The sequence below is a fragment of the Candidatus Polarisedimenticolaceae bacterium genome (genome assembly GCA_036275915.1).
In the GTDB taxonomy this organism is placed as follows: Bacteria; Acidobacteriota; Polarisedimenticolia; order Polarisedimenticolales; family DASRJG01; genus DASRJG01.
Window position 1 is genome coordinate 43,048 of the sequence record DASUCV010000002.1, and the last position, 24,367, is coordinate 67,414.

Genomic DNA, 24,367 nt, shown 5'->3' on the forward strand with positions numbered 1-24,367 from the left:
AAACGTAATCGCGGCGGAACATAGGTCCCGGCCGCGGTGCGGGCAACTTAGAATCCGGGCCCATGACCTGGCTCCGCCGGACGCTTTGGGCCGCCGTCGCCGTCCTCGGGGCGTTCTCGTTCGGAATGATCGCGATCGTGCGGCACGAGCCGGTCTCGGCGGGGCATCTGCTCGTGGCCGCGGTGTGCTGCTACCTGATCGGGTACCGGTTCTATTCGAAGTTCATCGCGGCGAAGGTGCTGGCCCTGAACGACCGCCGCACGACGCCCGCGGTGCGCCTCGCCGACGGAAGGGACTTCGTGCCGACGCACCGGTGGGTGGTGTTCGGGCACCACTTCGCGGCGATCGCGGGTCCCGGTCCGCTCCTGGGGCCGACTCTGGCCGCGCAGTTCGGCTACCTGCCGGGGACGATCTGGATCCTGGCCGGCGTGCTCCTCGGCGGCGCGGTCCAAGACTTCGTCATCCTCGCGGCGTCGCTCCGGCGCGACGGGCGCTCGCTCGCACGCATGACGCGCGACGTTCTGGGCCCGTGGGGGGCGGCGGCGGGGACGCTCGGGATCGTGCTCATCATGATCATCCTCATCGCGGTGCTGGCGCTCGTCGTCGTGAACCTCCTCGCCGAGTCGCCGTGGGGGCTCTTCACCTGCGCGGCGACGATCCCGATCGCGATGCTCATGGGCGGGGTCATGCGGGGGCATGGCCAGTCGACCCCGCGCGTGGCGATCGCGACGGCGATCGGCGTCGGCCTCCTCGCGGTCGCGCTCCTCGCGGGGCACGGCGTCGCGGCGCACGCGACGTGGGGCCCGGCGTTCACGCTCGGGCGCGTTCCGCTCGCCTGGGCGGTCATCGCGTATGGCCTCGCGGCGTCGATCCTCCCGATCTGGCTGCTCCTGGCACCACGCGACTACCTCTCGACGTTCGTCAAGCTCGGGACGATCGGCCTGCTTGCGGTCGGGATCGCTTGGGTGCGTCCCGAGCTGAAGCTCCCGGCCGTCACCGTGTTCGCCTCGGGGACCGGGCCGCTCTTCGGGGGACGGGTCTTCCCGTTCTGCTTCATCACGATCGCGTGCGGGGCCGTCTCCGGCTTCCACGCGCTCGTCGCATCGGGAACGACGCCCAAGCTCCTGACACGCGAGACCGACGCGCGCATGGTCGGCTACGGCAGCATGCTCCTCGAGAGCTTCGTCGCGATCATGGCCATGATCGCGGCGGCGTCGCTGCCGCCCGGGCAGTACTTCGCGATCAACTCGCGGATGACGCCCGAGTGGATCACCTCGCAGGGCTTCCCCGTGACCGCGGCTGAGATGCAGGCGCTCGCCGCCCACGTCGGCGAGGCGACGCTCACCGCGCGCACCGGCGGGTCGGCCTCGCTCGCCGTGGGGATGGCGTCGATCTTCCATGGGGTCTTCGGCGGCGATCGTGCGGCGGCGCTCTGGTACCACTTCGCGGTCATGTTCGAGGTGCTGTTCATCCTGACGACGCTCGATGCCGGGACGCGGGCGGGCCGCTACCTGCTCCAGGACGCGCTGGCCCGAGCGAGCCCGCGCCTCGCGGGGTCGAGCTGGGCGGCGAACGTCGCGACGAGCGCCGCGTTCGTCGCGGCGTGGGGCTACTTCCTGCGCGCGGGGGTCGACGACCCGAAGGGCGGCATCCGCGCGCTGTGGCCGCTCTTCGGGCTCTCGAACCAGCTCCTCGCTGCGACCGCGCTCGCCGTCGCGACGACGATCCTCGTGCGGACCGGCCGCGCCCGATACGCCTGGGTCACCGCCGTCCCGCTGGCGTTTCTCCTCATCGTCACGATGACCGCCGGGGTGGAGCTCATCGGGAGCTCCGACCCGGCGCTGGGATTCCTCGCCAAGGCGGCGCATCCCGGGACCGACGCGCGCGACGCGTGGAACGCCCGGCTCGACGCCGTGGTCGCCGCGGTCTTCCTCGTGCTCGTGGCGACCGTCGTGCTCTCGGCCGCGCGGCAATGGCGCCGGGTCGCCCTCGGGCTCGTGCCGGTCGAGCCCGACGCGGCTCCCGAGGGCGGCGGCGCGGCGTTCGGCGAGATTCCTCCGGTTGGCGGGCGGACCCGCTGTTGCTAGCATCGTCGGCCGGGAGGGGGCGATGGCTGGAAATCCTCTGGTCCGCGAAAAGATCGATCAGGTTCCCGCGATCCTCACCGAGCTCGGGCTCGATTGCTGGATGCTCTTCACGCGCGAGAGCGCGGAGATGCACGATCCGTCGCTCGATCTCGTCGTCGGCACGAACGTCACGTGGCACTCGGCGTTCCTCCTGACGCGCCGCGGCGACCGCGTCGCGATCGTCGGCAGCCTCGACAAGGCGAACGTCGCGATGCACGGGCACTACGCCGAGATCGTCCCGTACACGCAGGGGATCACCGAGGATTTGAGGCGCCTCCTCGCCCGTCTCGACCCGAAGACGATCGCGATCAACTACTCGGTCAACGATCACGCCGCCGACGGGATCACGCACGGCCAGTGGCTGTCGCTCCAGGCCAGCCTCGAGGGAACGCCCTATCCGCCGCGGCTCGTCAGCTCCGAGCGGCTCATCGCCGCGCTCCGCGGCCGCAAGACCGCCGGCGAGCGGCAACGCATCCGCGCCGCGTGCGAGGTCACCGTCGAAATCTTCGAGGCGGTGACGCCGAAGCTCAAGGCCGGCGTCACCGAGAAGCAGTTCGCCTCGATGGTCACGGACGAGATGCGCCGCCGCGCGCTGGCACCCGCGTGGGACGAGGAGCACTGCCCCGCCGTGTTCACCGGTCCCGACTCGGCCGGCGCGCACGCCGGCCCGACCGACCGGCCGATCGAGCCCGGCCACATCGTCAACATCGACTTCGGCGTCCGGAAGGACGGCTACTGCTCCGACCTGCAACGCACCTGGTACGTGCTCAAGCCCGGCGAGACGCGCGCCCCCGACGCCGTCCAGAAGGGGTTCGACACGATCCTGCGCTCGATCAAGGACGCGGCCCGCGCGATCCGCCCGGGGAAGACCGGCGCCGAGATCGACGACGTCGCCCGCGGCGTCGTGACGACCGCCGGCTACGACGAGTACCCGCACGGGACGGGACACCAGATCGGCCGCGTCGCGCACGACGGCGGCGGAGGCCTCCTGCCCCGCTGGGAGCGCTACGGGAACACGCCGATGCTGCCGATCGAGCCCGGGCAGTGCTACACGATCGAGCCGCGGCTCACGGTGCCCGGCCACGGCATCGCCACGTGCGAGGACATCGTCGCCGTGACCGACAGCGGCGCCGAGTTCCTCTCGAAGTCGCAGGATCGCCTGTGGCTCGTGGGGCCGGCCTAGTCCCGTGCGTCCCGCGGTCATCCACGGTGTCGAGCACTCGCTCCGCCTGAAGAACCGATTGCTCGGCCTCGGCTGGCACAAGGATCCCCTCCGCCACTTCGGCCCCGGGGGGATCGACGAGGCCGAGGCCGCGTGCGTCGCCGCGGGGGGCGACCTGCTCGCGTTCGTGAGACCTCCCGGTCCCGTCGCCCCCTCGGGCCTCTCGGTGCGGCCGCTCAAGAACGGCACGCGCGAGATCGTCTTCGACTCGCCGCTGCCCTCCGGGCACGGCGCCAACGACCGCGTGGTGGCGCGGATCTTCCCGGCGCGGCGCGCGCGCAAAGACAAGAAGGCTCTCGTCTTCCATCATCCGCTGCTGCAACGCCACTGGGCGTTGTGGGAGTGGTTCCTGGCGCCGCTGCGCGAGCGCTTTCCCGTCGTCATGATGGCGGCGCCGTATCACTTCGAGCGTGCGCCGTCCGGATGGTTCTCCGGAGAGGGAACGGTCAACCCGAACCCGTGGCGCCTTTACGCGGCGCTCCGGCAGTGGGCGTGGGACCAGAAGGCGCTCCACGCGGCGCTCGTCGAAGCGGCGGGCCTGACGCCCGCCGCCGTCGTGGGGTTCAGCCTCGGCGCGTTCCAGACGCTCCTCGCGGCGGCGGCCGGCGAGCTCGACGGTTTGCTCCTCGTGTCGATCGCGTCGACGAATCGGTACGCCCACGGCCTCCGCCACGGCGTCCTCGGTCGCGGCACGCTCGAGGGACTACGCCGCGCGGGGATCGACGAGGAGCGGCTCGACCGGATGGTCGACGCGATCCAGCTCGAGCGCTACGTCCCCCGCCTCAACGGGCGCCCGGTCCTGTACATCGCCGGGCGTCACGACCTCGTCGACCCGCCGCCGTCCGCCGAGCGTCTGGAGGCCGCGCTCCGGCCCGCCCGCTCGGTCTGGCTCGAGTCCGGTCACGGCACCGTCCTGCTCGAGCGCGCGCGGGTCGCCCGCGAGGTCTTCGCGTTCCTCGACGGGACGACGAGGGCCGCGACGCCGGAGTGAACGGTCAGCGCGACCGTTCGCGCGGCGGCCAGGTTCGAGAGGCCGAGCGACCCCGGGAGCAGACGCTTTCTCGAAAGCTTCCAGCGTGTCCCGCGCAAGGAGACCTGCGCCGGACCGTTGAGCGCGAAGACCGAGACGAGCCTTCGACGCGGCACGCGCAGCGTGACGTCGCGGGCCGTGACGACGACGAGGGCTCGCCGGTCGATCGCGACGACCGCGGCGAGGCGCTTCGCGGCACGCCCCGCTTCGAAGAGGTTCGCCCACTCGTGATCGATGCGGCCGCCGAGCAGGCCGGCGACGACGACCAGGCGCACGCGACGGGGGATCGCCTCGGCGAGCGCGCCGGCAAAATCGCTGAAGTCCTTCTCCCGGGGAAAGCGGATCCGCTTCAGTCCGTGAACGCTCGAGCGCACGGAATCGAAGTCGCCGGCGATCACCGCCGGTCGCCGTCGGAGCGCGACGAACGCGGCCAGTCCGCCGTCGACGGCGATGGAGAGCGGGGCGTCGTCGTAACGGCGCGCGAGCGCGAGCGCGAGGACGAGATCACGCGAGCTCGCGCCCTCGAGGGCGAGCACCGCCGTCCGCGCGGACGGGGCATCGAGCTCGATGAAGGGCAGCGTGCGGGTCATGGGCCTCAATGAAAAAGCCCCGGGGCGAACCCCGGGGCCTTTGGATTTCCGGCTTCAGTTGAGATCAGCCGACGCGAGTGACGTTCTCGGCCTGAGGACCCTTGGGCCCTTCCTTGATCTCGAACTCGACCTCCATCCCTTCGTCGAGCGTCTTGTACCCCTCGGCGTGGATGGCCGAGTAGTGCACGAAAACGTCGGGACCATCCTCACGCGCGATGAACCCGTACCCCTTGCTGTTGTTGAACCACTTCACTTTGCCCTTAGCCACTTCTGAACCTCCAATTCCTAATCGCGAGCCGATCACTTGTTCGGGACGCGGGCCTTCCGGCATCCCGGGGCGACGCCGCGTAACCCCCTGATACAAAAAGACCACCTGGTCGCCATGTCTCCCGCGCCAGGTGGTCCGATGGAACCGGGCGAAACGCTGCGACGCACCGGGGGCAGTGTAAAGCCAACCCCGGGGGCGTGCAAGGGACGGGCGGTTCTTACGCCTCGGTCGGAGCCGGGATCGTCGTGGTCGGCTCGTCCTCGGCTTCCTCGTCGGTGGTCCGGCGCTCGGGGCGATCCCCGACCGGCACCTCCGCCGCCTTCCGCGCCCTCTCGTGGAGGGCGGGGCCGAAGGCGATGTCGAGCACCTGCTCGATCTCCGAGACGAACTTGAACGTGAGGACCGCCCGCACCGCAGTGGAGACGTCCTCGAGATCCTTTTCGTTCTTGTCCGGGAGGATCACGACGCGGATCCCCGCCGACTTCGCGGCGATCACCTTCTCCTTGATGCCGCCGACCGGGAGAACCTTCCCGCGGAGGGTGATCTCGCCGGTCATCGCCAGCTCGTCCGGCACCGGCAGGCCGGTGAGGAGCGAGACGAGCGAGACGGTGAGCGTCACGCCGGCGGACGGGCCGTCCTTCGGCGTGGCGCCGGCAGGCACGTGGATGTGGAAATCGCTGCGGTCGAAGAGACCGTCGTCGATCCCGAGCGCCCTCGCGTTCGAGCGGATCCACGAGAGCGCGGCGAGCGCCGACTCCCGCATGACGTCGCCCAGGCGGCCGGTGATCGTGATCTTCCCGCGCCCCTTCATCATGGTCGACTCGACGAAGAGGATCTCGCCGCCGACCGACGTCCAGGCGAGGCCGACGGCGACGCCGCTCCGGTCGGTGCGCTCCGCGATCTCGCGGAAGAACCGCACGGGGCCGAGGAACTCGGAGACGTTCTCCTGGGTGACGACGACCTTCGCCGCTTCCCCTTCGACGACCTTCCTCGCCACCTTGCGGCAGACGTTCGCGATCTCGCGCTCGAGGTTACGGACGCCCGCCTCGCGCGTGTAGTCGTTGACGATGGCGCGGAGTCCGCTCTCGGTGAACTCGATGCGCTCTTCGTTGAGGCCGTGCTCCTCGATCTGGCGGCGCACGATGTGCGTCCGCGCGATCTCGAGCTTCTCCTCTTCCGTGTATCCGGGGAGGCGCAGCACCTCCATGCGGTCTCGGAGCGCCGGCGGGATCGTGTCGAGCACGTTCGCGGTCGTGATGAAGAAGACCTTGCTCAGGTCGAACGGCACCTCGAGGTAGTGGTCGGAGAAGGCGTGGTTCTGCTCGGGGTCGAGCACCTCAAGGAGCGCCGACGACGGGTCGCCGCGGAAATCGGTCCCCACCTTGTCGATCTCGTCGAGGATGATGACGGGGTTCCGCGTCCCGGCGCGCTTCAGGCCCTGGATGACGCGGCCCGGAAGCGAGCCGATGTAGGTCCGGCGGTGGCCGCGGATCTCCGCCTCGTCGCGGATGCCGCCGAGCGAGATGCGGCCGAACTTCCGGCCCATCGCCCGCGCGATCGACTTGCCGAGCGACGTCTTGCCGACGCCGGGAGGCCCCGCGAGGCAGAGGATCGGGCCCTTGAGGTCTTTCTTGAGCGCACGCACGGAGAGGAACTCGAGGATGCGGTCCTTGACCTTCTCGAGGTCGTAGTGATCCTCGTCGAGGATCTGCCGCGCCTCCTTGACGTCGACCTTGTCCTCGGTCTCGGCCGACCAGGGGAGCGACACGAGCCAGTCGAGGTACGTGCGCGAGACCGTGTACTCGGCCGCCTGCGGCGGCATCTTGCTCAGCCGGTCGAGCTCCTTCTCGGCGACCTTCTTCGCTTCCTCGGGCATGCCGGCAGCTTCGATCTTCTTCTTGAACTCCTCGATCTCCTGCCCGCGGTCGTCGTCCTCGCCGAGCTCCTTCTGGATCGCCTTCATCTGCTCGCGGAGGTAGTACTGACGCTGCGTCTTGCCCACCTCGTCGGCGACCTGCGACTGGATGCGGCTCGAGATCTCCTGGAGCTCGACCTCGCGGGTCGTGATCTCGACGAGCTTCTGGATCCGGTCCTTCACGTTGTTGCGCTCGAGGAGACCGATCTTCTCCTCGACGGGGATGTTGAGCACCGACGCGGCGAGGTCGGACAGGCGCGCAGGATCGCCGGCGCCGGCCGAGAGGACCATCTCGCCGAGATCGTTCGAGATGTTCTGCGAGTTCTGCACGAGGCGCTGGAACTGGTTGATGAGGCTCCGCACGAGCGCGTCGAGGTCGACGGTCGCGTCGAGATGCTCCTCGAGCGCGGTCACCGCCACCTTCATGAACGGTTCCGTCGCGACGAACCGGTCGACGCGGATCCGCCTCAGGCCCTGGATGATCAAGTTGACGTTGTTGCCATTCAGCTTGACGACCTTGAGGATCTTCGCCGCGGTCCCGATGCGGTACATCCCCGCGGGATCCGGATCGTCCTCCGACGGGTTCCGCTGGGAGACGACGGCGATGAGCTTGCTCTCCCCCACGACGTCGTCGAGGAGGTTGAGCGTCTTCCTGCGGCCGACCGAGATCGGCATGATCGCGTGCGGGAACAGCACGCTGTTCCGTAGCGGAAGAACGCCGAGCTCGGGGGGAACGCTGATGTTCTCTAAGGATGCCATGGGGCCTCTCGCGGCACGGCTCGTCGCCGGCCGGTTAGATAGTAAGCGCCCCGGGGGCGTAAGACCACCACCGGGGCGCGACCGACGTCGAGGCTTGACTCAGGCTGCTTGGATCGCCACCTTCTTCGGCTTTGCGGCTTCCGCCTTGGGCACCGTCACCTCGAGGATCCCATCCTTGTAGGTGGCCGTGACCTTCGCCCCGTCCACGTTCTTCGGCAGCGTGAAGCTGCGGGTGAACGTCCCGTGGACGCGCTCGCGGCGGTACATGTCGGTCTCGTCCTGCTTGCGCTCGCCGCTGATCGTCAGGACGCCGTCCTCGACGTGAACGTCGAGGTTCTCGCGATCGATGCCGGGCAGCTCGGCCTTGAACGTGAGCTGATCTCCCTTCTCGAAAACGTCCACGGGCGGTGCCCAGGTGCGGCTCTGAACCAGGTCCTGGAACGGATCCCAACGCACGAGTCTCATGGTTTTTTGCTCTCCCTTGTCACCCTTGACTTACTTTTTGTTGGTGACGCCTCCGGGTTAAGACGGAGGCGCGGAAGTGTCAAGGAGAGTCGACGGTCGATCACCGTCGACTGGTGACTATCCGATCAGCTTCTCGTGATGGAGCGCCGTCAAATTCGCCGGAAGCGGGCGGTAATCGAGAGGCTCGAGCGCGAAGGCGCCGCGGCCCTGGGTGTGGGAGCGGAGCGCGGTCAGGTAGCCGAACATGTCGGCGATGGGGGCGACGCCGCGGACGATCGTCACGCCGGTGCCCCCCGCCGTGTCCATGACGACGGCGCGGCGCTGCTGGAGCGTCTTCATGACGGCGCCCAGGTACTCGTCCGGGATACGGATCTCCAGGCGCCCGTACGGCTCGAGGACGATCGCTCCCGCCTGCTTGAGCGCCTCGCGGAAGGCGTGGCTCGCCGCGGAGTTGATCGCGATCTCCGGCTGGCCCGCGTCCGAGAAGGCGGCGTCTTCGATCGTGGCCTTGAGGCCGGTGACCGGGTAGCCGTAGAGGCCGCCGCCGTCAGCCGCATTCGCGACGCTGTCGACGAGCGCCGGCACGAACGACTGAGGAATCGCGCCCGGGGCGAGGCCGGAGACGACGTCGGGCCGGGCGCCGGGATCGGCGAGCGGCTCGATCCTGAGCTTGACCTTCGCGTAGAGCTGCTCCCCGGCGACCTGGCGCTGGTAGGTCGCGACGCCTTGGGCCGGCGCGCGAATCGTCTCGCGGAACGACACGCGCGGCTTCCCCCACCCCAGCTTGACGCCGAAGTCCCGCTCGATCCGCTTGAGCGTGACGTCGAGGTGCAACTCGCCCATCCCCGACAGGATCTGCTGGCCTGTGTCCGGGTCGATCGCGGTGCGCAGCGTCGGGTCCTCCCGCTGCAGCCTCGGGATCAGATCGGCGAGCTTGTCGCGGTCGGCGCTCGTCTTCGGCTCGATCGCCACCGAGACGACCGTCGTCGGGAAGCGGATCGGCTCGAGGAGGACGGGGCGCCCTTCCTCGCAGAGCGTGTCGCCGGTCACCGAGCGGTGGAGGCCGGCGACCGCGACGATGTCGCCCGCCTCGAGCGTCTCCACCGGCTCGCCGCGATCGGCATGCATGCGCAGCACGCGACGCAACCGCTCGCGGTCGCGCGTGCGCGGGTTCCACGCGCGCTCACCGGCTTCGAGGGTCCCGGAATAGACGCGAAGGAAGAAGAGGTCGGCCGACGCGTCGGCCTGGATCTTGAAGACGAGCGCCGAGAACGGCGCCTTGTCCTCGGGCGGCCTCTCGACGGCGCTCCCGTCCTTCGGGTCGGTCCCTTGAGCGGGGCCGACGTCGAGCGGCGACGGGAGATAGGCGCACACCGCGTCGAGGAGCGGCTGGATCCCCGCGTTCCGGAGCGCCGCACCGCAGAGGACGGGGACCGCCTTGTGCCCGACGGTGACGGCGCGGAGCGCGGCGTGGAGGTCGTCTTGGCCGATGGGAGTTTCCGCGAGGTACAGCTCGGCGAGCGGCTCGTGGAGATCGGCCAGCTTCTCGATCATCGAGGCGCGCGCCGCGGCGACGTCGGCGGTCATGTGCGCCGGAACCGGAGCGGCGACGACCTCACGCCCCAACGACCCCTGGTCGAAGGTGAGATGCCGCTCGGCGATGAGATCGACGACGCCGGCGAAAGTCTCGGCGGCGCCGTCGGGGATCTGGATCGGGATCGCCTTGGCGCCGAGACGCTCCTCGATCCCCCGCACCGCGGCGGCGAAGTCGGCGCCGATGCGGTCCATCTTGTTGACGAAGGCGAGCCGCGGGACGTGGTAGCGGTCGGCCTGGAGCCAGACGGTCTCGGACTGCGGCTCGACCCCCTCGACCCCGTCGAAGATGACGACGGCGCCGTCGAGCACGCGGAGCGCGCGCTCGACCTCCGCGGTGAAGTCGACGTGACCGGGGGTGTCGATCAGATTGATGCGGTGACCGGCCCACGAGAGCGTCGTTGCCGCGGCCGAGATCGTGATGCCGCGATCGCGCTCGTCTTCCCGGAAGTCCATGATCGCTTGGCCGTCATGGACCTCGCCCATCTTGTGGCTGCGGCCGGAGTAGAAGAGGAAGCGCTCGCTCGTCGTCGTCTTGCCCGCATCGATGTGGGCAACGATTCCGATGTTGCGAATGCATTCCTTCGGGAACGGGGGCACGGCCGACCTCGCACTCCGTCAGTTCAGGTAGCTGCCCCCGTCGCGATCCGACCCGCCCCCGGCCCCGTCGGCCTCGGGCTCGGCCTCGATCCGCTGGCGCTCGTCCTCGATCGCACGAAGGATCTCTTCTTCCTCGGGGATCCTGATGTTGTGGATCGATCCGAGGAGAAGCACCGCCTGCCCGACCAGCGCCGGGTCCTCGTCGAGCCATTCGCGGAGCGGGTCGATGAGCTCCTTCGTTCCGAAGAGGCTGATCCACTCGGCGGTCGACCCCGGGCCCACCTCGTCCATGAACCACTCGAGGTGCGTCGTCACGACCTCGTAGCTGCCCCGCGACCCGAGATCGCAGAGGAGGACGAGGAGGCTGTGGGCCGCGTCGGGGTCGAGCGAGCGCGCGTCGAGCTTCGCCTTGGCGGGCGCGACGATCGCGTCCCCCATCGCGGAGAGCGCACGCTCGGCCGCCCCGTAGACGTAGGAGTTCTCGTCGGAGAGGTACTCCATGACCTCGGGGATGAAATGCACCGCCTTCAGCTCGCCGAGCATCTCGAGGGCCACGACCTTGGGGAAGAACGGGCCCTGCGCCTCGAGCATCCTGAGGCACCAGTCCTGCGCCTTCGCCGAGCGCGGCTCGTCCTCGCGGCAGAGCACGGCGACGGCGGAGGGGAGGTCCGGCACGAGGAACGCGGTCTCGACCTCCGCGAGCTTGAGAAGCTTGTCCAGGTCGCCGCGCGCGCGCTTCAAGGCGAGCGCCGGATTCATGTAGCGCGCGATCGCGAACGCGGCGGAGAGCTGGAAGCCGACGACCCACTGCTGGAACTGGTGGCCGAGCTTCTCGGACTCCTCGAGCATCGAAGGCGACGCGAACGCGCCGACCGCCGCGGAGAGGCGCTGCGGAACATCGTCTTCGGGATCCGCAGGAAGCTTCGACGCGGCCGCGCGCGACCAGTCGCCGATCGCGCGGATGATCTCGGCGTGATCGCCGACACGGAAGCGTTGGGCGATCTGCTTGATCGTCGTCTCGCCCATCGCGGCCAGGACGTCGCAGTCGTAGCCGGACTCGACCGCCTTGATCGTCTTCCGAAGCTCGATGCGTCCGGACGGCCCGGTGCGGAAGCACCAGGCACAGTCGTCCACCATGAGCGCGTCCATCAGGGTGCGGAATCCCTCGCCGGCGCGATGCGCGCCGCGCCACTGGAGCGCGGTCACGAAACGCGCGAGGATCTCCGGGATCTCCTGCGCCTCGACGATCTTGAGCACGCCGCGGAATGCTTGAGGCTCGGCGAGCAACTCGCCCTTCTTCTGGACGAACTCGCGGACGAGATCGCGCGCATGCAGCGTGCCGAGATCGGCGAGCGCCTCGACGATGATCGCGACCGCGGCATCGTTGAGGTCGCCGCGATGGAGCACGGTCGCGGCGAGGTCGACCGTTCCCGGATAACCGAGGCGCGCGAGCGCCTGGAGGCAGTGGCCGGGGACCGTTCCGCGCAGGAGCTTGAACCCCCGCAGGAGGATCGCGTGATGGTTCGCCGAGCCGTGCTCGCCGAGATGGCGGGCGACGCGCTCGGGAGTGGCGTCGTGATCGTCGAGGACGAAGCCGGAGATCGCGTCACAGCAGGATTCGGGGTAGTGCCGGATGAGGCGGTCGATCGCCCAATAGCGGACCTCGGCGTCGTCCCATTTGATGAAACGGGTCAGCTCGTCGAAGCCCCAGATGAGATCGGACACAGGGCCAGCACCTCCCGGAGCGGATTCTACCAGGCGCGACCTCAGGGGGGCGTCGTACGATGGACCGCGATGCGCTGGATCGTCGGGGATGTCCACGGGTGCGCCCGCGAGCTCGAGGACCTCCTCAATCACATCGGTTTCTCGGCCGGGCGCGACCAGCTGTGGAGCGCCGGCGATCTGGTCAACACCGGACCGGACTCGCTCGCGGCGCTCCGGCTCTGGCGCGACGCGGGAGGACGAACCGTCCTCGGCAACCACGACGTCTACGCGCTCCTCGCTCGCTCCGGCAGCGCGCCGCGGCGGAGGGACCGTCTCGACGAGCTCTTCGCGGCGGCGGATGCGGACGATCTCCTGGAGCGCCTGCGCGCGTCGCCCGCGATGCACGACTTCGGCGGCGTCTTGCTCGTCCACGCCGGCCTCCACCCGCGGTGGCTCGACCTCGACGCCGTCGCCGCGCGCGTCGCCGCGCAGCCGCACGACGACGGCTGGCTCCGGAGCGACGACGTGACGTTCCTCACCCGCGTCCGGTGCTGCGACGCGTTCGGCGAGCGCGCGCGTTTCACGGGCCGGCCGGAGGACGCGCCTCCCCCGTTCAAGCCGTGGGACGCCTTCTACACCGGCGAGGATCTCGTCGTGCACGGCCACTGGGCGATGCGCGGCTTCTACCGCTCCGAGCGCACGCTCGGCCTCGACTCCGCGTGCGTGTACGGCGGACGCCTCACGGCCTGGTGCCCCGAGGAGGACCGCATCGCGTCCGTCCCCTGCCGGAGCCCGCGCGGCTATCTCGTCTAGAGCTAGACCCGCCGGATGTACTCGAAGTCGATCGGCTGCCCCTTGACGCCGCGGTCGGGCGCGCCGATCCAGTTCGCCATCTTGCCGGGCTCGAGGACCGGCTGCATGAGCTGCTGCACGTACGCGCGGTCGGAGTCCTTCGGCAGCCACTCGTACTTGCGCCGCTCCCACGCCTCCGCGTCGATCGGATGCCCCTGCGGATCGAAGTGGGATCCGGCGTAGATCCCCATCGTCCGATTGAAGCGGCGGCTCGGGAGCGTGATCGTGTAATCGATCCCGCTCTCCTTGATCATCCGGTTCCAGCGGTCGACGCCGCGCTGGTTATCGTCGATGTAGGCGTCCCGAAGGACCTCGTTCATCGCGTTCCGCAAGGGAACCTCGCGCTCCGCCATCTTGCCGTCGTCCAGGATCGGGATCCGGTACGTGCCGTGGAGCGCGATGTGGTCGCCGAACTGCTCCTCGTGCTCGCGGCCTTTCAACCCCGACGCGAAGTAGTCCGCCGCGTTCGACGAGATCTCGCCGCCGAAGAGGTCGAGGCTCGAGGAGTACCAGAAGTTCACGTACTTCTGGACGGTGTCGAGGTCGATCCCGCCCTGGCCTCGCACGTCCTCGTTCGGGTCCTGCTTCATGAGCTCGCACGCTCTCTTCACGACGCGCCCGACCCCCGTCTCGCCGACGAACATGTGGTGCGCCTCTTCGGTGAGCATGAAGCGCGTCGTGCGGGCGAGCGGGTCGAAGCCGCTCTCGGCGAGCGCGTACAGCTGATACTTGCCGTCGCGGTCGGTGAACATCGTGAACATGAAGAAGGAGAGCCAGTCCGTGATCGGCTCGTTGAAGGTCGAGAGGATCCGCGGCTTGTCGACGTCGCCCGAGCGGCGCTCGAGCAGGTCTTCGGCCTCCTCGCGTCCATCGCGGCCGAAGTAGGCGTGGAGCAGGTAGACCATCGCCCAGAGGTGGCGCCCCTCCTCGACGTTGACCTGGAAGAGGTTGCGGCAGTCGTACATCGAGGGGGCGCTGTTGCACAGGAGGCGCTGCTGCTCGACCGAGGCCGGCTCGGTGTCGCCCTGCGTCACGATGATGCGGCGCAAGGCGTTCCGGAACTCGCCGGGGACGTCCTGCCAAGCGGGGTTCCCGTAGAAATCGCCGAAGCCGATCTTCCGGTCGGGCTCGGGCGGCGTGAGGAAGATGCCCCACTTGTAGTCGGGCATCTTCACGTAGTCGAAGTGCGCCCAACCCTTCGCGTCGACCGAGATCGCGGTGCGCAGATAGATCTCGTCGGCCTGGTAGTCGGTCGGCCCGGCCTCGCCCCACCACCTCAGGTAATCCGGGAGCCACTTCTCGAGCGCGCGCAGGAGCCGCTTGTCCTGCGAGAGGTTGACGTTGTTCGGGATCTTCTCGTGGAGCTGCATCACGTTCTCCGGAAGTCGAAGGCGGGCCGCTCGGGCTTGCCGTAGAGGGTGAGCGCGCCGCGCTCGCCGACGGCGTTGGGACGCTGGAAGACCCAGTTCTGCCACGCCGAGAGGCGCGCGAAGATCTTGCTGTCCGCGTTCTCGGCCCCGGGGAAGCGGAGGCTCGCCTCGAGCCCGGTGAGCGCGTCGGGAGAGAGGCTCACGCGCTCCTCGATCGCGACGCGCACCTCGTCGTCGTAGTCGATCTCGTCGGCCACGACGGTCACGAGGCCGGCCTCCTCCGCGTCCGTCGGATCGTACGCGCGGGGCGCTGCGAGGAGATCCTCGGCGGCTCCCGGCTTTCCCTGGAAACGGACGGCGAGCCGCGAGAGGCCGTGGGACATCGGGTAGGCGCCGCCGTTCATCGGCGTCACGGCGATCGCGACCGGCCGGTCGTTGTCGGCGAGCATGTAGGAGCGGTCGGCGGCGAGGGCCAGCTCGAAGAGCGTCCCCGCGAAGCACGAGCCGGGCTCGACGAGCGCGAAGAAGCTCCGCGCGGTCAGGTCGAGCCGGCGGAGGACGCGCGCAACGAAGAACCTCACCTCGTCGACGAACCAGTCGCCGGCGCCCTCCGCGAGGGCGCGGTCGACCGCGAGGCAAGTCACGAGGTCGCCCTGCGTTCGCAGCAGCACGAGCCCGATCTCGTCCTCGTTGTGCCTGAGGTGGAGGAGCGCTTCGTCGATTTCGCGGAACGCCTGGAGCGGCCACCACGACGCCCCGGCGGCACGCGCGGCCGCGGCATCGAGGGGAACGCCGGAGGCGGGTCCGGCGACCGTGAGGGTCGCGACCCGCTTGTCGCGCTCGATCGCGAGCGCGACGTGCTCCCACCGGATCGTGTCGCCGTCGCGGCTGGAGGCGAGCGGCGTGAGCGCGATGCCGCGCTTCGACCGTGCCGGCGATGCGGCGGCGAGGGCGGCGGCACGGCGGCTCACCGCGTCGGCGAACCGGCTGCGCGTCGCGATCTCGTCGACCAGTCCCCAGGAGATGGCGCGCTTCCCCTTGACCCCTTCCGCGATCGTGCAGAAGACGTCGGCGAGATCGCGGCGCACCTTGCGCTTGTCGACGAGGCGCGTCAGACCACCGGTCCCGGGAAGGACGCCGAGGAGCGGCACCTCGGGAAGGCTCACCGCGGAGTTGCCGTCGTCGACGAGGATGATCTCGTCGCACGCGAGCGCCAGTTCGTAGCCGCCGCCGGCGCAGATCCCGTTCAACGCCGCGAGGTACTTCTGCCCCGAATGCGCCGACGCATCTTCGATGGCGAGGCGCGTCTCGTTCGTGAACTTGCAGAAGTTGACCTTGAAGGCGTGGGACGAGGTCGCGAGCATGTTGATGTTGGCGCCGGCGCAGAAGACCCGGTCGTTCGCGCCGCCGATCACGACGCACCGCACTCCGGGGTGCTCGAAGCGGAGACGCTGGACGGCGTCGTACAACTCGATGTCGACGCCGAGGTCGTAGGAGTTCAGCTTGAGCCGATAGCCGGGCCGGAGGGGCTTGTCCTCCTGAACGGCCATCGTCAGGCGCGCGATCTCACCGTCGATCGCGAGCTTCCAGTGCTGGTAGGTGTCCGGCGTGCGCGCGAAGGTGACCGGATCGGGGTTCGTGGTCGTCTCCAAGGGGGCTTCCTCCGAGAATGTGGAGGCCAGCACTATACTGCATGAACTCGGCCCTGGAAACGGCGCGATCACTGCACTATAGTGCATGCATGCCTCGCGGTGACTACCTGCCGCTCATGGCGGCGCGCATCCGGCGGCTCCGCGAGGGCCGCGGCTGGAGCCGTCCCGATCTCGCGTCGCGCTCCGGCCTCTCCGTCCGTTACCTCGCGCGCATCGAAGCCGGGGACGGCAACGTCTCCCTCCTCCGCCTCGCGGATCTCGCCGAGGCGCTCGGCACAACCCCCGAGGTCCTCTTGCGCGCGCCGCGGCCGCGGAGCCCGCTCGTCGTCCTGGTCGGCATGCGCGGGGCCGGCAAGAGCACGGTCGGTCCGCTGCTCGCCGCCGCCCTCGGCCGCCCGTTCGTCGAGATGGACGAGCGCGTCCAGGACGCCGCCGGGCTTCCTCTGGATCAGATCTTCGAACTGCACGGCGAGCGTCACTACCGCCGCCTCGAGAGGGAAACGCTCCAGGCGATCCTCGACGAGGCGCGGCCGGCCGTCGTCGCCGCGGCGGGAGGCGTCGTCAACGAGCCCGCCTCCTGGAAGGCTCTCCTCGACCGCACGACGGTCGTCTGGCTCCGCGCGACACCCGAGGACCACTGGCGCCGCGTGATCGCGCAGGGCGACCGCCGGCCGATGGCCGACCATCCCGACGCGATGGCCGAGCTTCGCGCGGTGCTCGCCGCCCGCGAGACCCGCTACGCGCAGGCGCACGTCGTCGTCGACACCTCGGGACGCCGGCCCGCTTCGATCGTGAAGGCGATCGTCGACGAGGTCGGCGAGGCGGGCGCCGCGTGAGCGCCGACGTTCTCGGTCCGGCCGTCGCGGGGTCGTGGTACCCGTCCGATCGCGACGCGCTCGCCGGGCTCGTCGATCGCCTGCTCGAGAAGGCGGAGGGCGGCGCCGCCCGCGCCGTCATCGCCCCGCACGCGGGCTATGCGTACTCGGGGCCGCTCGCGGCGGCGGCTCTGCGCGCGCTCGAGACGAGCGGCCTCCGTCGCGTGATCCTCCTCGGCCCCAGCCACCACCACGGGTTCGCCGGCGCGGCCGTTCCGAGGGCGGCGCGCGCGTGCCGCACGCCGCTCGGCGATCTCCCGATCGACCGCGAGGCGGTCCTCTCCCTCGCCGAGCAGCCGGGGTTCCGGGCGGACGATCGCGTCTTCGTCCGCGAGCACGCGCTCGAGAGCGAGCTGCCGTTCCTGCAGCGGCTTCTCGCGGAGACGCCCGCGATCGTCCCGATCCTCCTCGGAGGCGGTGCCACGATCGACGACGCGGCGGCCGTCGCCCGGGCCGTCGCACCGTTCGTCGACGCGGCGACACGCGTCGTCGTCTCCTCCGACTTCACGCACTACGGCACGCGCTTCGACTACGTCCCGTTCGCGGACGCCGTGCCGGAGCGGATCGCAGCGCTCGACCGCGGCGCACTCCAGGCGATCGAGGCCGGTGACGCCACCGGGTTCGCGCGCTACGTCGACGCGACGGGGGCGACGATCTGCGGCCGGCGGGCGATCGACGTCCTGCTCCGGCTTCCCGCCGGCGCGCGCGGCGGCCGCACGGTCGCGTACGACACCTCGGGGCGCCAGACGGGGACCTGGGACCACTCGGTCTCCTACGCCGCGGTCGAGCTCTTTCCGTGATGCCGCCGCTCGTCGCCGCGGAGGGCGCCTGGCTCCTGCGCCTGGCGCGCGCCGCGATCGCGGAGACGTTTCAGGGCGAAGGCCCGCTCGAGGCCGCGCTCGCCTCGCGCCCCGAGAGCGCCTCGCTCGCGGCCGTGCGCGCGTGCTTCGTGACCCTCGAGATCCGGGACCGTGAAGGACGGCTCGGCCTGCGCGGGTGCATCGGCTCGACCGAGCCGCGCCGGATCCTCCCCGAAGCGGTCGCCCTCGCGGCGCGGCAGGCGGCGTTCGAGGACCCCCGATTCGCGCCGCTCTCCGCCGAGGAGCTTCCGGCGGTCGTCCTCAGCGTCTCCGCGCTGACCCCGCTCGTACCCGCATCGAGTCCCACCGGCATCGTTCCGGGTCGCGACGGGGTCGTTCTCGTCGCCCAGGGACGCCAAGCCGTTTTCCTTCCGGAGGTCGCGGAGCGCCACGGGTGGGACGCCCCGGAGCTCCTCGCGCAGCTCGCCAGGAAGGCCGGCCTCCCCCGGGGGGCGTGGCAGCGCGCCCGGCTCTTCGTCTTCACGAGCGAGCGTTTCGCCGAGGGACCCCTGGGCGCTGGTAGAATCCACGGGCCTTGAGCGAATACGAGCCCCAGCCCCTTTCCGAAGCGCCCTCGGTCGCCGAGGCGTGGGCGAACGTCTTCCCGCGAGGCGTGGGCCTCGGCGCCGTCCTCCGCGACGCCGCCGCGCTCACCAAGCCGCGCATCACGTCGATGGTCGTCTTCACGACGGCGATGGGCCTCTTCCTCGCCCATGGAGGCATCGGTCCCGCGCGGACCGCGGCGCTCCTCGTCGGCCAGGCGCTCCTCGTCGGCTCGGCGAACATCTTCAACAGCTGGGCGGAGCGCGAGCAGGACGGGCGGATGCTGCGGACGCGGCAACGGCCGCTCCCGGCGGGCCGGCTCGACCCGTGGTTCGCCTTCGCGCTGGCGATCGGATGCGGCGTGTTCGCGGTGCCGATCCTCGCCCTCGCGATCAACCCGCTCACGGCGCTGCTGGGCGCGATCGCGCACGCGACGTACGTCCTCGTCTACACGCCGCTCAAACGCGTCTCTCCGCTCGCGCTCGAGGTCGGCGCGATCCCCGGCGCCATCCCGCCGCTCATGGGCTGGACCGCCGCCACCGGCTCGCTCGCCCTTCCCGGCTTCTTCCTCTTCGGCATCCTCTTCTTCTGGCAGGTGCCGCACTTCCTCGCGATCGCGATCTACCTCGAAGAGGACTACCGCCGCGGCGGGTTCAAGGTCCTGACCGTCGAGCGAGGCGCCGCCACGGCGGGCCATCGCCTCGCCGCCTACACGCTGGTGCTCGTCGCGATCAGCCTCTTGGCGCAGCCGCTCGGTCTCGCGGGCCCGCTCTACACGGCGGCCGCAGCGGTCCTCGGCGCGGGCTTCGTCGCGATGGCGTGGCCGGGCTTCTCCGGGAGCGCCGGCGGTGCGTGGGCGCGCCGCGCCATGCTGTACTCGATCGCTTGGCTCACGGCGCTCATGGTGGCCCTGGTCGCGTTCGCACGTTGACGAGGACCGAGGAGATCGTCGCTGCGCACGCCGTCGGCTGGCGCGGCGGCGCGCCCCCGGCCTCCGGCGACGTCGTCTGGATCAGGCCCGACCGCCTCATGACCCACGACAATACGTCGGCGGTGATCGCGCGCTTCCGTGCGTCCGGCCGGGCCGCCGTCGCCGATCCCCGGCGCCTCGTCGTCGCGCTCGACCACGACGTCCAGAACCGCTCGCCGGAGCATCGCGCGAAGTACGCCGCCATCGAGGCGTTCGCGCGGTCCCAGGGGATCGAGTTCCACGCCGCAGGCTCGGGGATCGGGCACCAGCTCATGATCGAGCGCGGGCACGTGAGGCCGGGCGGCCTCGTCGCCGCGGCGGATTCGCACGCGAACATGTACGGCGCCGAAGGGGCGCTGGGCGTCCCCGTGACGCGATCGGACGCGGCGGCGATCTGGGCGTCGGGGCTCTTCTGGTGGGAGATCCCGCCGGTCGTCCGCGTCAGGCTCGAGGGACGGCTCCCCGCGGGCAGCACCGGCAAGGATGCCGCGCTGGTCTTGTGCGCGCTCTACCCCGACGATGCGAACGGGTCCTCGGTGGAATTCTCCGGCCCCGGCCTTGCGACGCTTGCCGCCGACGACCGCCTCACGCTCGCGAACCTGACGACCGAGTGGGGAGCGGCGGCCTGCGTCGTCGACGACGGCGCCGCCGGCCCGCGCGAAGGCTACACGGCGACGATCACGCTCGACCTGGCGGAGGTGGGCCCGCACGTCGCCGGCCCCGACACGCTCACGTCGGTTTCGCCGCTCGCCGCGATCGCTCCGCGCAAGATCGCGATCCGGAAGGCGTACCTCGTGTCGTGCGCCGGCGCGCGCGCCTCGGACCTCGCGGCGGCGGCCGCGGCGCTCGAGGGCGGCCGCGTCGCGCCCGGAGTGCGCCTCTACCTCTCGGCCGCGAGCGCCGCGGTCGAGCGCGAGGCGCGCGCGGAAGGAAGCTGGGACGCGCTCGTCGCCGCCGGGGCCACGGTCCTGCCCTCCGGCTGCGGACCGTGCATCGGGCTCGGGGAAGGACTGCTCGCCGACGGCGAGACGGGGATCAGTGCGTCGAACCGGAACTTCAAGGGCCGCATGGGCTCGCCGAAGGCCGCCTGCTGGCTCGCGAGCCCGGCCGTCGTCGCCGCGTCGGCGCGCGCCGGCTTCATCACGGGCCCGGGCGGGATGCCGGCGCGAACGCCGCCGCGTGCGATCGTCCGCCATGCGTCTCGCGCCGCCGCGGTCGCCGGTCCACGTTCCCCGCGGCGGGTCGAGGGGCGGCTCGTCACCTTCCTGCGCGACGGCGTCGACACCGACGCGCTGTGCCCCGCGCGCTTCGTCTACGCCGACGCCACGCCACCCGAACAGTTGGCGTCCGCGGTGCTCGAGGCGCTCGATCCCTCTTTCGCCCCCTCGGTCCGTCCGGGTGACATCCTCGTCGCCGGGGCGCGGTTCGGAATCGGATCGAGCCGCGAGCAGGCGGTCCTCGCTCTGCGGGCGCTCGGCATCGCGGCGGTCGTCGCCGCGTCGCTCGCACCGGCGTTCCGCCGGAACGCGTGGAACAACGGCCTCCTCGCCGTCGAGGCCCCCGCCTTCGTCGAAGCGCTCGTGGGGCGTGGCACCGCGACGATTCCCGGCGGAAAGCTCGTTCTCGACCTCGGCGCCTGGGTCGCGAGGCTCGACGACGTTCAAGCTGCGATCGTTCCCCTGCCGCAGGTCGCGCTCGACCTGCTCGATGCGGGCGGCCTCGACGCGTTCGTTCGCGGGGCGGCGCCGTGAAGCGCCGGTCGATCGTCGCGCTCCCCGGCGACGGGATCGGCCGCGTCGTCCTCCCGGAGGCGCTGCGCGTCCTCTTGGCCGCCGGCTTCGACGCGGAGGTCGTCCCCGCCGAGATCGGGTGGGAATGCTGGCGGCGCGACGGTGAGCCCCTCCCCGCGCGCACGGTCGACCTTCTTGCCGAGCACCGGCTCGGATTGCTCGGGGCGATCACGTCGAAGCCGCCGGCGGACGCGCAGGCCGAGCTGCCGGATGCGCTCCGCGCGCGCGGCCTCACGTACACGAGCCCGATCCTGAGCCTGCGCCGGATGTTCGACCAGGACATCTGCATCCGTCCTTGCCGGAGCTGGCCAGGGAACCCGACGAACTTCGTCCGCCGCAACGCCGACGGCTCGATCGAGGAGCCGCCGATCGACATCGCCGTCTTCCGCCAGAACACCGAAGGGCTCTACACGGGGGTCGAGTGGCGCGATCCACCGAGCGCCGTCCGTCGCGCGCTGGCCGAGCACCCGCTCTATGCCCCCTTTCGGGACGTGGTCGGTCCGGATCTCGCGATCTCGGTCAGAATCGTGACGCGCCGGGCCTGCCGGCGGATTCTGGAGGCCGCGTTCCGTCATGCCCGCAAAGAGGGGATCGAGGCCGTCACGCTGGCCGAGAAACCCAACGTTTTGCGGGCGACTTCGGGTCTCTTCGAGGAGGTCGGGCGCGAGGTGCAGACCGGCTGGCCGGACATTAGATTGACCTCGGTCAACATCGACGCGCTGCTCATGCAGCTCGCTCGGCGTCCGGAGGATCATCGCGTGATCGTTGCGTCGAACCTCCTCGGCGACCTCGTCTCCGACGCGGTCGCCGGGCTCACGGGAGGGCTCGGGTTCGCGAGCTCCGCGAGCCTGGGCCCCGAGGTGTCGGTCTTCGAGCCGGCGCACGGCTCCGCGCCGCGCCACGCGCATCTCGATCCGCCGCTCGCGAACCCGATCGCGGCGATCCTCGCCGGCGCGTCGCTCGCCGAGGCCGCAGGCCGCCCGGACGCGGCCGCGACGATCCGCGCGGCGGTCGGCCGAGTCGTCGCCGAGGGGCGCGTCCGCACCTACGACATGCTGAGACTCCCGGCCGGGCCCGATGCGATCGCCGCGGGCGCGGCCTCGACCTCCGCGATGACGGACGCCGTCATCGGTGCGCTCGGCCGCGCATGACCGCACTCGTCGCGGCTCTTGCCGGCGCCGCCCTCGCCGCGGCGATCGTGCTGCTCGTCGGCCGCCGCGGGCGAGCGCGCGACGCGGCCGCGTCGAGGTCGGTCCTCCAGGCGCTCGAGGCCGAGCGGGATCTCTCCGCGGCGGTGCTCGATACGGTCGGCAGCCTCGTCGTCGTGCTCGACCGGGAGGGCCGCGTCCTCCGGTTCAACCGTGCGTGCGAGGCCGCCGGCGGGATTCCGGCGATGGATGTGCTCGGGCGGCGCCTCTTCGACCTTCTCGTCCCCGCGGAGCACGCCGCGGAACGCCGCGCGGCGTTCGCACGTCTCATCGCGGCCGGAGGGTCGAGCGCCGAGCGGCTCTCGTGGAGGCGGCCCGACGGGACGGAGCGGAGGATCGACTGGACGCACACGGTGATGACCGATGCCACGGGCGCCGCCGCGTACGTCGTCGCGACCGGCAGGGACGTGACCGAGGAGATCGCCGCCCGTGAGGAGCTGCGACGCTCCGAGGAGCGTTTCGCCGCGATTCTGGAGACTCTCGACGACTTCGTGTGGTCGCAGGACGCGGCGAGCGGGGAGATGCTCTACATCAGCCCGTCGGTGGAGCGGCTGTACGGGATCGCCCCGGACGCGATGCGCCGGAACACACGGATCTGGCTCGAGGTCATCCACCCCGACGATCGCGCACGCGTCGCGACCTACCTCCCGTCGCTCCTCTCGAGCGGCCGGGCCGAAGCGGAGTACCGCATCGTGCACGGCGACGGGAGCATGCGCTGGGTCCACGACAAGGCTTGGGCGGTGCGCGACCCCGAAGGCCGCACGGTCCGCTTCGACGGGATCGTGCGCGACATCACGGAGCACCGCAGCCTCGAAACGCAATTCCGCCAATCGCAGAAGATGGAGGCGGTCGGCCTCCTCGCGGGAGGGATCGCCCACGACTTCAACAACCTCCTCACCGCGGTCGGCGGCTACGCCGAGATCCTGCTCGCCGGTCTCGAGAGCGGAGATGCCCGCCGCCGCCACGCCGAAGCGATCCAGCGCGCGGCCGAGCGCGCGTCGGCGCTGACGCGGCAGCTCCTGGCGTTCTCGCGACGGCAGGTCCTCCAGCCGTCGGTGTTCGACGTGAACGGCCTCCTGGAGGATCTGCGCCCGCTCCTCGAGCGGCTCGTGGGGGCCGACGTCACGGTCGTCTTCAAGCCCGCGTCCGAGACGCTCACCGTGCTCGCGGACCCGGGCCAGATCGAGCAGGTCCTCATGAACCTCGCCGTCAACGCGCGCGACGCAATGCCGTCCGGCGGAAGACTCACCGTGCGCGCCGAGGCGGTGACGATCGCGCGCGGGCGCGATAACGACGGCATCCCCACCGGCTCCTACGCGTGCCTCTCGGTCTCCGACACCGGAGGCGGCATGGACGACGGCGTGCGGGCCCGCATCTTCGAGCCGTTCTTCACGACGAAGGAGCTGGGCAAGGGCACGGGGCTCGGGCTCTCGACCGCGTACGGAATCGTGCGTCAGAGCGGCGGGGACATCGAGGTCGACAGCGCGCCCGGCGCCGGTACGACCTTCCGCGTCCTCCTGCCGCTCCGCGAGGGAACTCCCGCACGCCTCGCGGCCGCGGAATCGCCGCCGGTCCCCGCGGGGCGTGCGACCGTCCTGCTCGTCGAGGACGAAGACGCGATCCGCGAGCTGGCGGTCGAGGTCCTCGAGGCGGCGGGGTTCGACGTCTTGACCGCACGGGACGGCCGCGAGGCGCTCGAGGTCGCGCGCCGGGCGGCCGGCGCCATCCGGCTCGTCGTCACGGACGTCGTGATGCCGCACATGGGCGGCTTCGAGCTCGTGGCGGCGCTCGACACCGTGCTCCCCGAGGCGACCATCGTCTTCATGTCGGGCTACTCCGAGGCGGTCGTGCGGGGCGAGGCGCGCTTCGCGGACGGCGCGGGGTTCCTCCAGAAGCCGTTCACGCCGCAAGACCTCGTGGCGAAGGCGCAGGAGTCGCTCGACCGCGCCGGCTCGCGCGCGCGCCGCTAGGACCC

At 70.8% G+C, this 24,367-nt stretch carries 19 protein-coding genes; 11 read left to right on the forward strand and 8 right to left on the reverse strand.

Annotation, left to right across the window (positions count from 1 at the left end; translation table 11 throughout):
• Positions 1-62: 62 nt before the first annotated feature.
• Genes VFV19_00935 through VFV19_00945 form a run of 3 tightly spaced genes read left to right on the forward strand, consistent with a single transcriptional unit; the run spans position 63 to position 4,339 of the window.
• Positions 63-2,087, forward strand: a complete 2,025-nt coding sequence (locus tag VFV19_00935; GenBank protein ID HEX4822855.1) for a carbon starvation CstA family protein — start codon at positions 63-65, stop codon at positions 2,085-2,087.
• Between the two features lie 22 nt (positions 2,088-2,109).
• Positions 2,110-3,309 (forward strand): Xaa-Pro peptidase family protein, encoded by a 1,200-nt coding sequence (locus VFV19_00940; GenBank protein ID HEX4822856.1) that lies wholly within the window; start codon positions 2,110-2,112, stop codon positions 3,307-3,309.
• A 4-nt stretch (positions 3,310-3,313) separates the two neighbouring features.
• Positions 3,314-4,339 (forward strand): hypothetical protein, encoded by a 1,026-nt coding sequence (locus tag VFV19_00945; GenBank protein ID HEX4822857.1) that lies wholly within the window; start codon positions 3,314-3,316, stop codon positions 4,337-4,339.
• On the opposite strand, the gene VFV19_00950 is transcribed toward VFV19_00945, so the two are convergent.
• From VFV19_00950 to VFV19_00975, 6 genes are all read right to left on the reverse strand, one after another.
• Positions 4,249-4,968 (reverse strand): thiamine diphosphokinase, encoded by a 720-nt coding sequence (locus VFV19_00950; GenBank protein ID HEX4822858.1) that lies wholly within the window; start codon positions 4,966-4,968, stop codon positions 4,249-4,251. The genes VFV19_00945 and VFV19_00950 overlap by 91 nt on opposite strands.
• Positions 4,969-5,032: 64 nt before the next feature.
• Entirely contained in the window at positions 5,033-5,236 is a 204-nt protein-coding gene (locus VFV19_00955; GenBank protein HEX4822859.1) for a cold shock domain-containing protein, read from the reverse strand.
• A gap of 217 nt (positions 5,237-5,453) precedes the next feature.
• Positions 5,454-7,910: an endopeptidase La gene (lon, locus tag VFV19_00960; protein HEX4822860.1), complete on the reverse strand. Its 2,457-nt coding sequence runs from the start codon at positions 7,908-7,910 to the stop codon at positions 5,454-5,456.
• A 99-nt stretch (positions 7,911-8,009) separates the two neighbouring features.
• The gene (locus VFV19_00965) at positions 8,010-8,375 is read right to left on the reverse strand and encodes an Hsp20/alpha crystallin family protein (protein ID HEX4822861.1); all 366 of its coding nucleotides are present in this window, start codon (positions 8,373-8,375) and stop codon (positions 8,010-8,012) included.
• A gap of 117 nt (positions 8,376-8,492) precedes the next feature.
• Positions 8,493-10,568 (reverse strand): elongation factor G, encoded by a 2,076-nt coding sequence (fusA, locus tag VFV19_00970; protein HEX4822862.1) that lies wholly within the window; start codon positions 10,566-10,568, stop codon positions 8,493-8,495.
• Positions 10,569-10,586: 18 nt separating this feature from the next.
• The gene (locus tag VFV19_00975) at positions 10,587-12,293 is read right to left on the reverse strand and encodes a hypothetical protein (GenBank protein HEX4822863.1); all 1,707 of its coding nucleotides are present in this window, start codon (positions 12,291-12,293) and stop codon (positions 10,587-10,589) included.
• 69 nt (positions 12,294-12,362) lie between these two features.
• Here VFV19_00975 and VFV19_00980 point away from each other — a divergent pair, with 69 nt between their 5' ends.
• On the forward strand, positions 12,363-13,085 hold the full coding sequence (locus tag VFV19_00980; GenBank protein HEX4822864.1) for a metallophosphoesterase: 723 nt from the start codon (positions 12,363-12,365) through the stop codon (positions 13,083-13,085).
• 2 nt (positions 13,086-13,087) lie between these two features.
• On the opposite strand, the gene boxB is transcribed toward VFV19_00980, so the two are convergent.
• On the reverse strand, positions 13,088-14,494 hold the full coding sequence (gene boxB, locus VFV19_00985) for a benzoyl-CoA 2,3-epoxidase subunit BoxB (protein HEX4822865.1): 1,407 nt from the start codon (positions 14,492-14,494) through the stop codon (positions 13,088-13,090).
• A complete protein-coding gene (boxC, locus tag VFV19_00990) occupies positions 14,494-16,146 on the reverse strand; it encodes a 2,3-epoxybenzoyl-CoA dihydrolase (GenBank protein ID HEX4822866.1) in 1,653 nt (550 codons plus the stop codon). Before boxC ends, boxB begins: the two co-directional genes overlap by 1 nt.
• An 89-nt stretch (positions 16,147-16,235) precedes the next feature.
• Here boxC and VFV19_00995 point away from each other — a divergent pair, with 89 nt between their 5' ends.
• From VFV19_00995 to VFV19_01025, 7 genes are read left to right on the forward strand one after another with little or no spacing between them, the layout of a single operon-like run.
• Positions 16,236-16,982, forward strand: a complete 747-nt coding sequence (locus tag VFV19_00995; protein HEX4822867.1) for a shikimate kinase — start codon at positions 16,236-16,238, stop codon at positions 16,980-16,982.
• Positions 16,979-17,821 (forward strand): AmmeMemoRadiSam system protein B, encoded by an 843-nt coding sequence (gene amrB / locus VFV19_01000; protein HEX4822868.1) that lies wholly within the window; start codon positions 16,979-16,981, stop codon positions 17,819-17,821. The genes VFV19_00995 and amrB overlap by 4 nt, the downstream gene beginning before the upstream one ends.
• Positions 17,821-18,420, forward strand: a complete 600-nt coding sequence (gene amrA / locus VFV19_01005; protein ID HEX4822869.1) for an AmmeMemoRadiSam system protein A — start codon at positions 17,821-17,823, stop codon at positions 18,418-18,420. The genes amrB and amrA overlap by 1 nt, the downstream gene beginning before the upstream one ends.
• Positions 18,417-19,355 carry a heme o synthase gene (gene cyoE, locus VFV19_01010; GenBank protein HEX4822870.1) on the forward strand — a complete coding sequence of 313 codons (939 nt, stop codon included), beginning with the start codon at positions 18,417-18,419 and terminating at the stop codon, positions 19,353-19,355. The genes amrA and cyoE overlap by 4 nt, the downstream gene beginning before the upstream one ends.
• Positions 19,352-21,145: an aconitase family protein gene (locus VFV19_01015; GenBank protein HEX4822871.1), complete on the forward strand. Its 1,794-nt coding sequence runs from the start codon at positions 19,352-19,354 to the stop codon at positions 21,143-21,145. The genes cyoE and VFV19_01015 overlap by 4 nt, the downstream gene beginning before the upstream one ends.
• Positions 21,142-22,335: an isocitrate/isopropylmalate family dehydrogenase gene (locus VFV19_01020; protein HEX4822872.1), complete on the forward strand. Its 1,194-nt coding sequence runs from the start codon at positions 21,142-21,144 to the stop codon at positions 22,333-22,335. Before VFV19_01015 ends, VFV19_01020 begins: the two co-directional genes overlap by 4 nt.
• Positions 22,332-24,362, forward strand: coding sequence for a PAS domain S-box protein (locus tag VFV19_01025; protein ID HEX4822873.1), 2,031 nt, complete (start codon positions 22,332-22,334; stop codon positions 24,360-24,362). Before VFV19_01020 ends, VFV19_01025 begins: the two co-directional genes overlap by 4 nt.
• Positions 24,363-24,367: the final 5 nt, after the last annotated feature.

Coding starts and splice junctions, on each gene's coding strand:
- boxB (HEX4822865.1), bottom strand. CDS start 14,494: ATGCAGCTCCACGAGAAGATCCCGAACAACGTCAACCTCTCGCAGGAC.
- VFV19_00950 (HEX4822858.1), bottom strand. CDS start 4,968: ATGACCCGCACGCTGCCCTTCATCGAGCTCGATGCCCCGTCCGCGCGG.
- VFV19_00940 (HEX4822856.1), top strand. CDS start 2,110: ATGGCTGGAAATCCTCTGGTCCGCGAAAAGATCGATCAGGTTCCCGCG.
- amrA (HEX4822869.1), top strand. CDS start 17,821: ATGCCGCCGCTCGTCGCCGCGGAGGGCGCCTGGCTCCTGCGCCTGGCG.
- VFV19_00935 (HEX4822855.1), top strand. CDS start 63: ATGACCTGGCTCCGCCGGACGCTTTGGGCCGCCGTCGCCGTCCTCGGG.
- VFV19_00980 (HEX4822864.1), top strand. CDS start 12,363: ATGCGCTGGATCGTCGGGGATGTCCACGGGTGCGCCCGCGAGCTCGAG.
- lon (HEX4822860.1), bottom strand. CDS start 7,910: ATGGCATCCTTAGAGAACATCAGCGTTCCCCCCGAGCTCGGCGTTCTT.
- VFV19_00965 (HEX4822861.1), bottom strand. CDS start 8,375: ATGAGACTCGTGCGTTGGGATCCGTTCCAGGACCTGGTTCAGAGCCGC.
- VFV19_01025 (HEX4822873.1), top strand. CDS start 22,332: ATGACCGCACTCGTCGCGGCTCTTGCCGGCGCCGCCCTCGCCGCGGCG.
- VFV19_00995 (HEX4822867.1), top strand. CDS start 16,236: ATGCCTCGCGGTGACTACCTGCCGCTCATGGCGGCGCGCATCCGGCGG.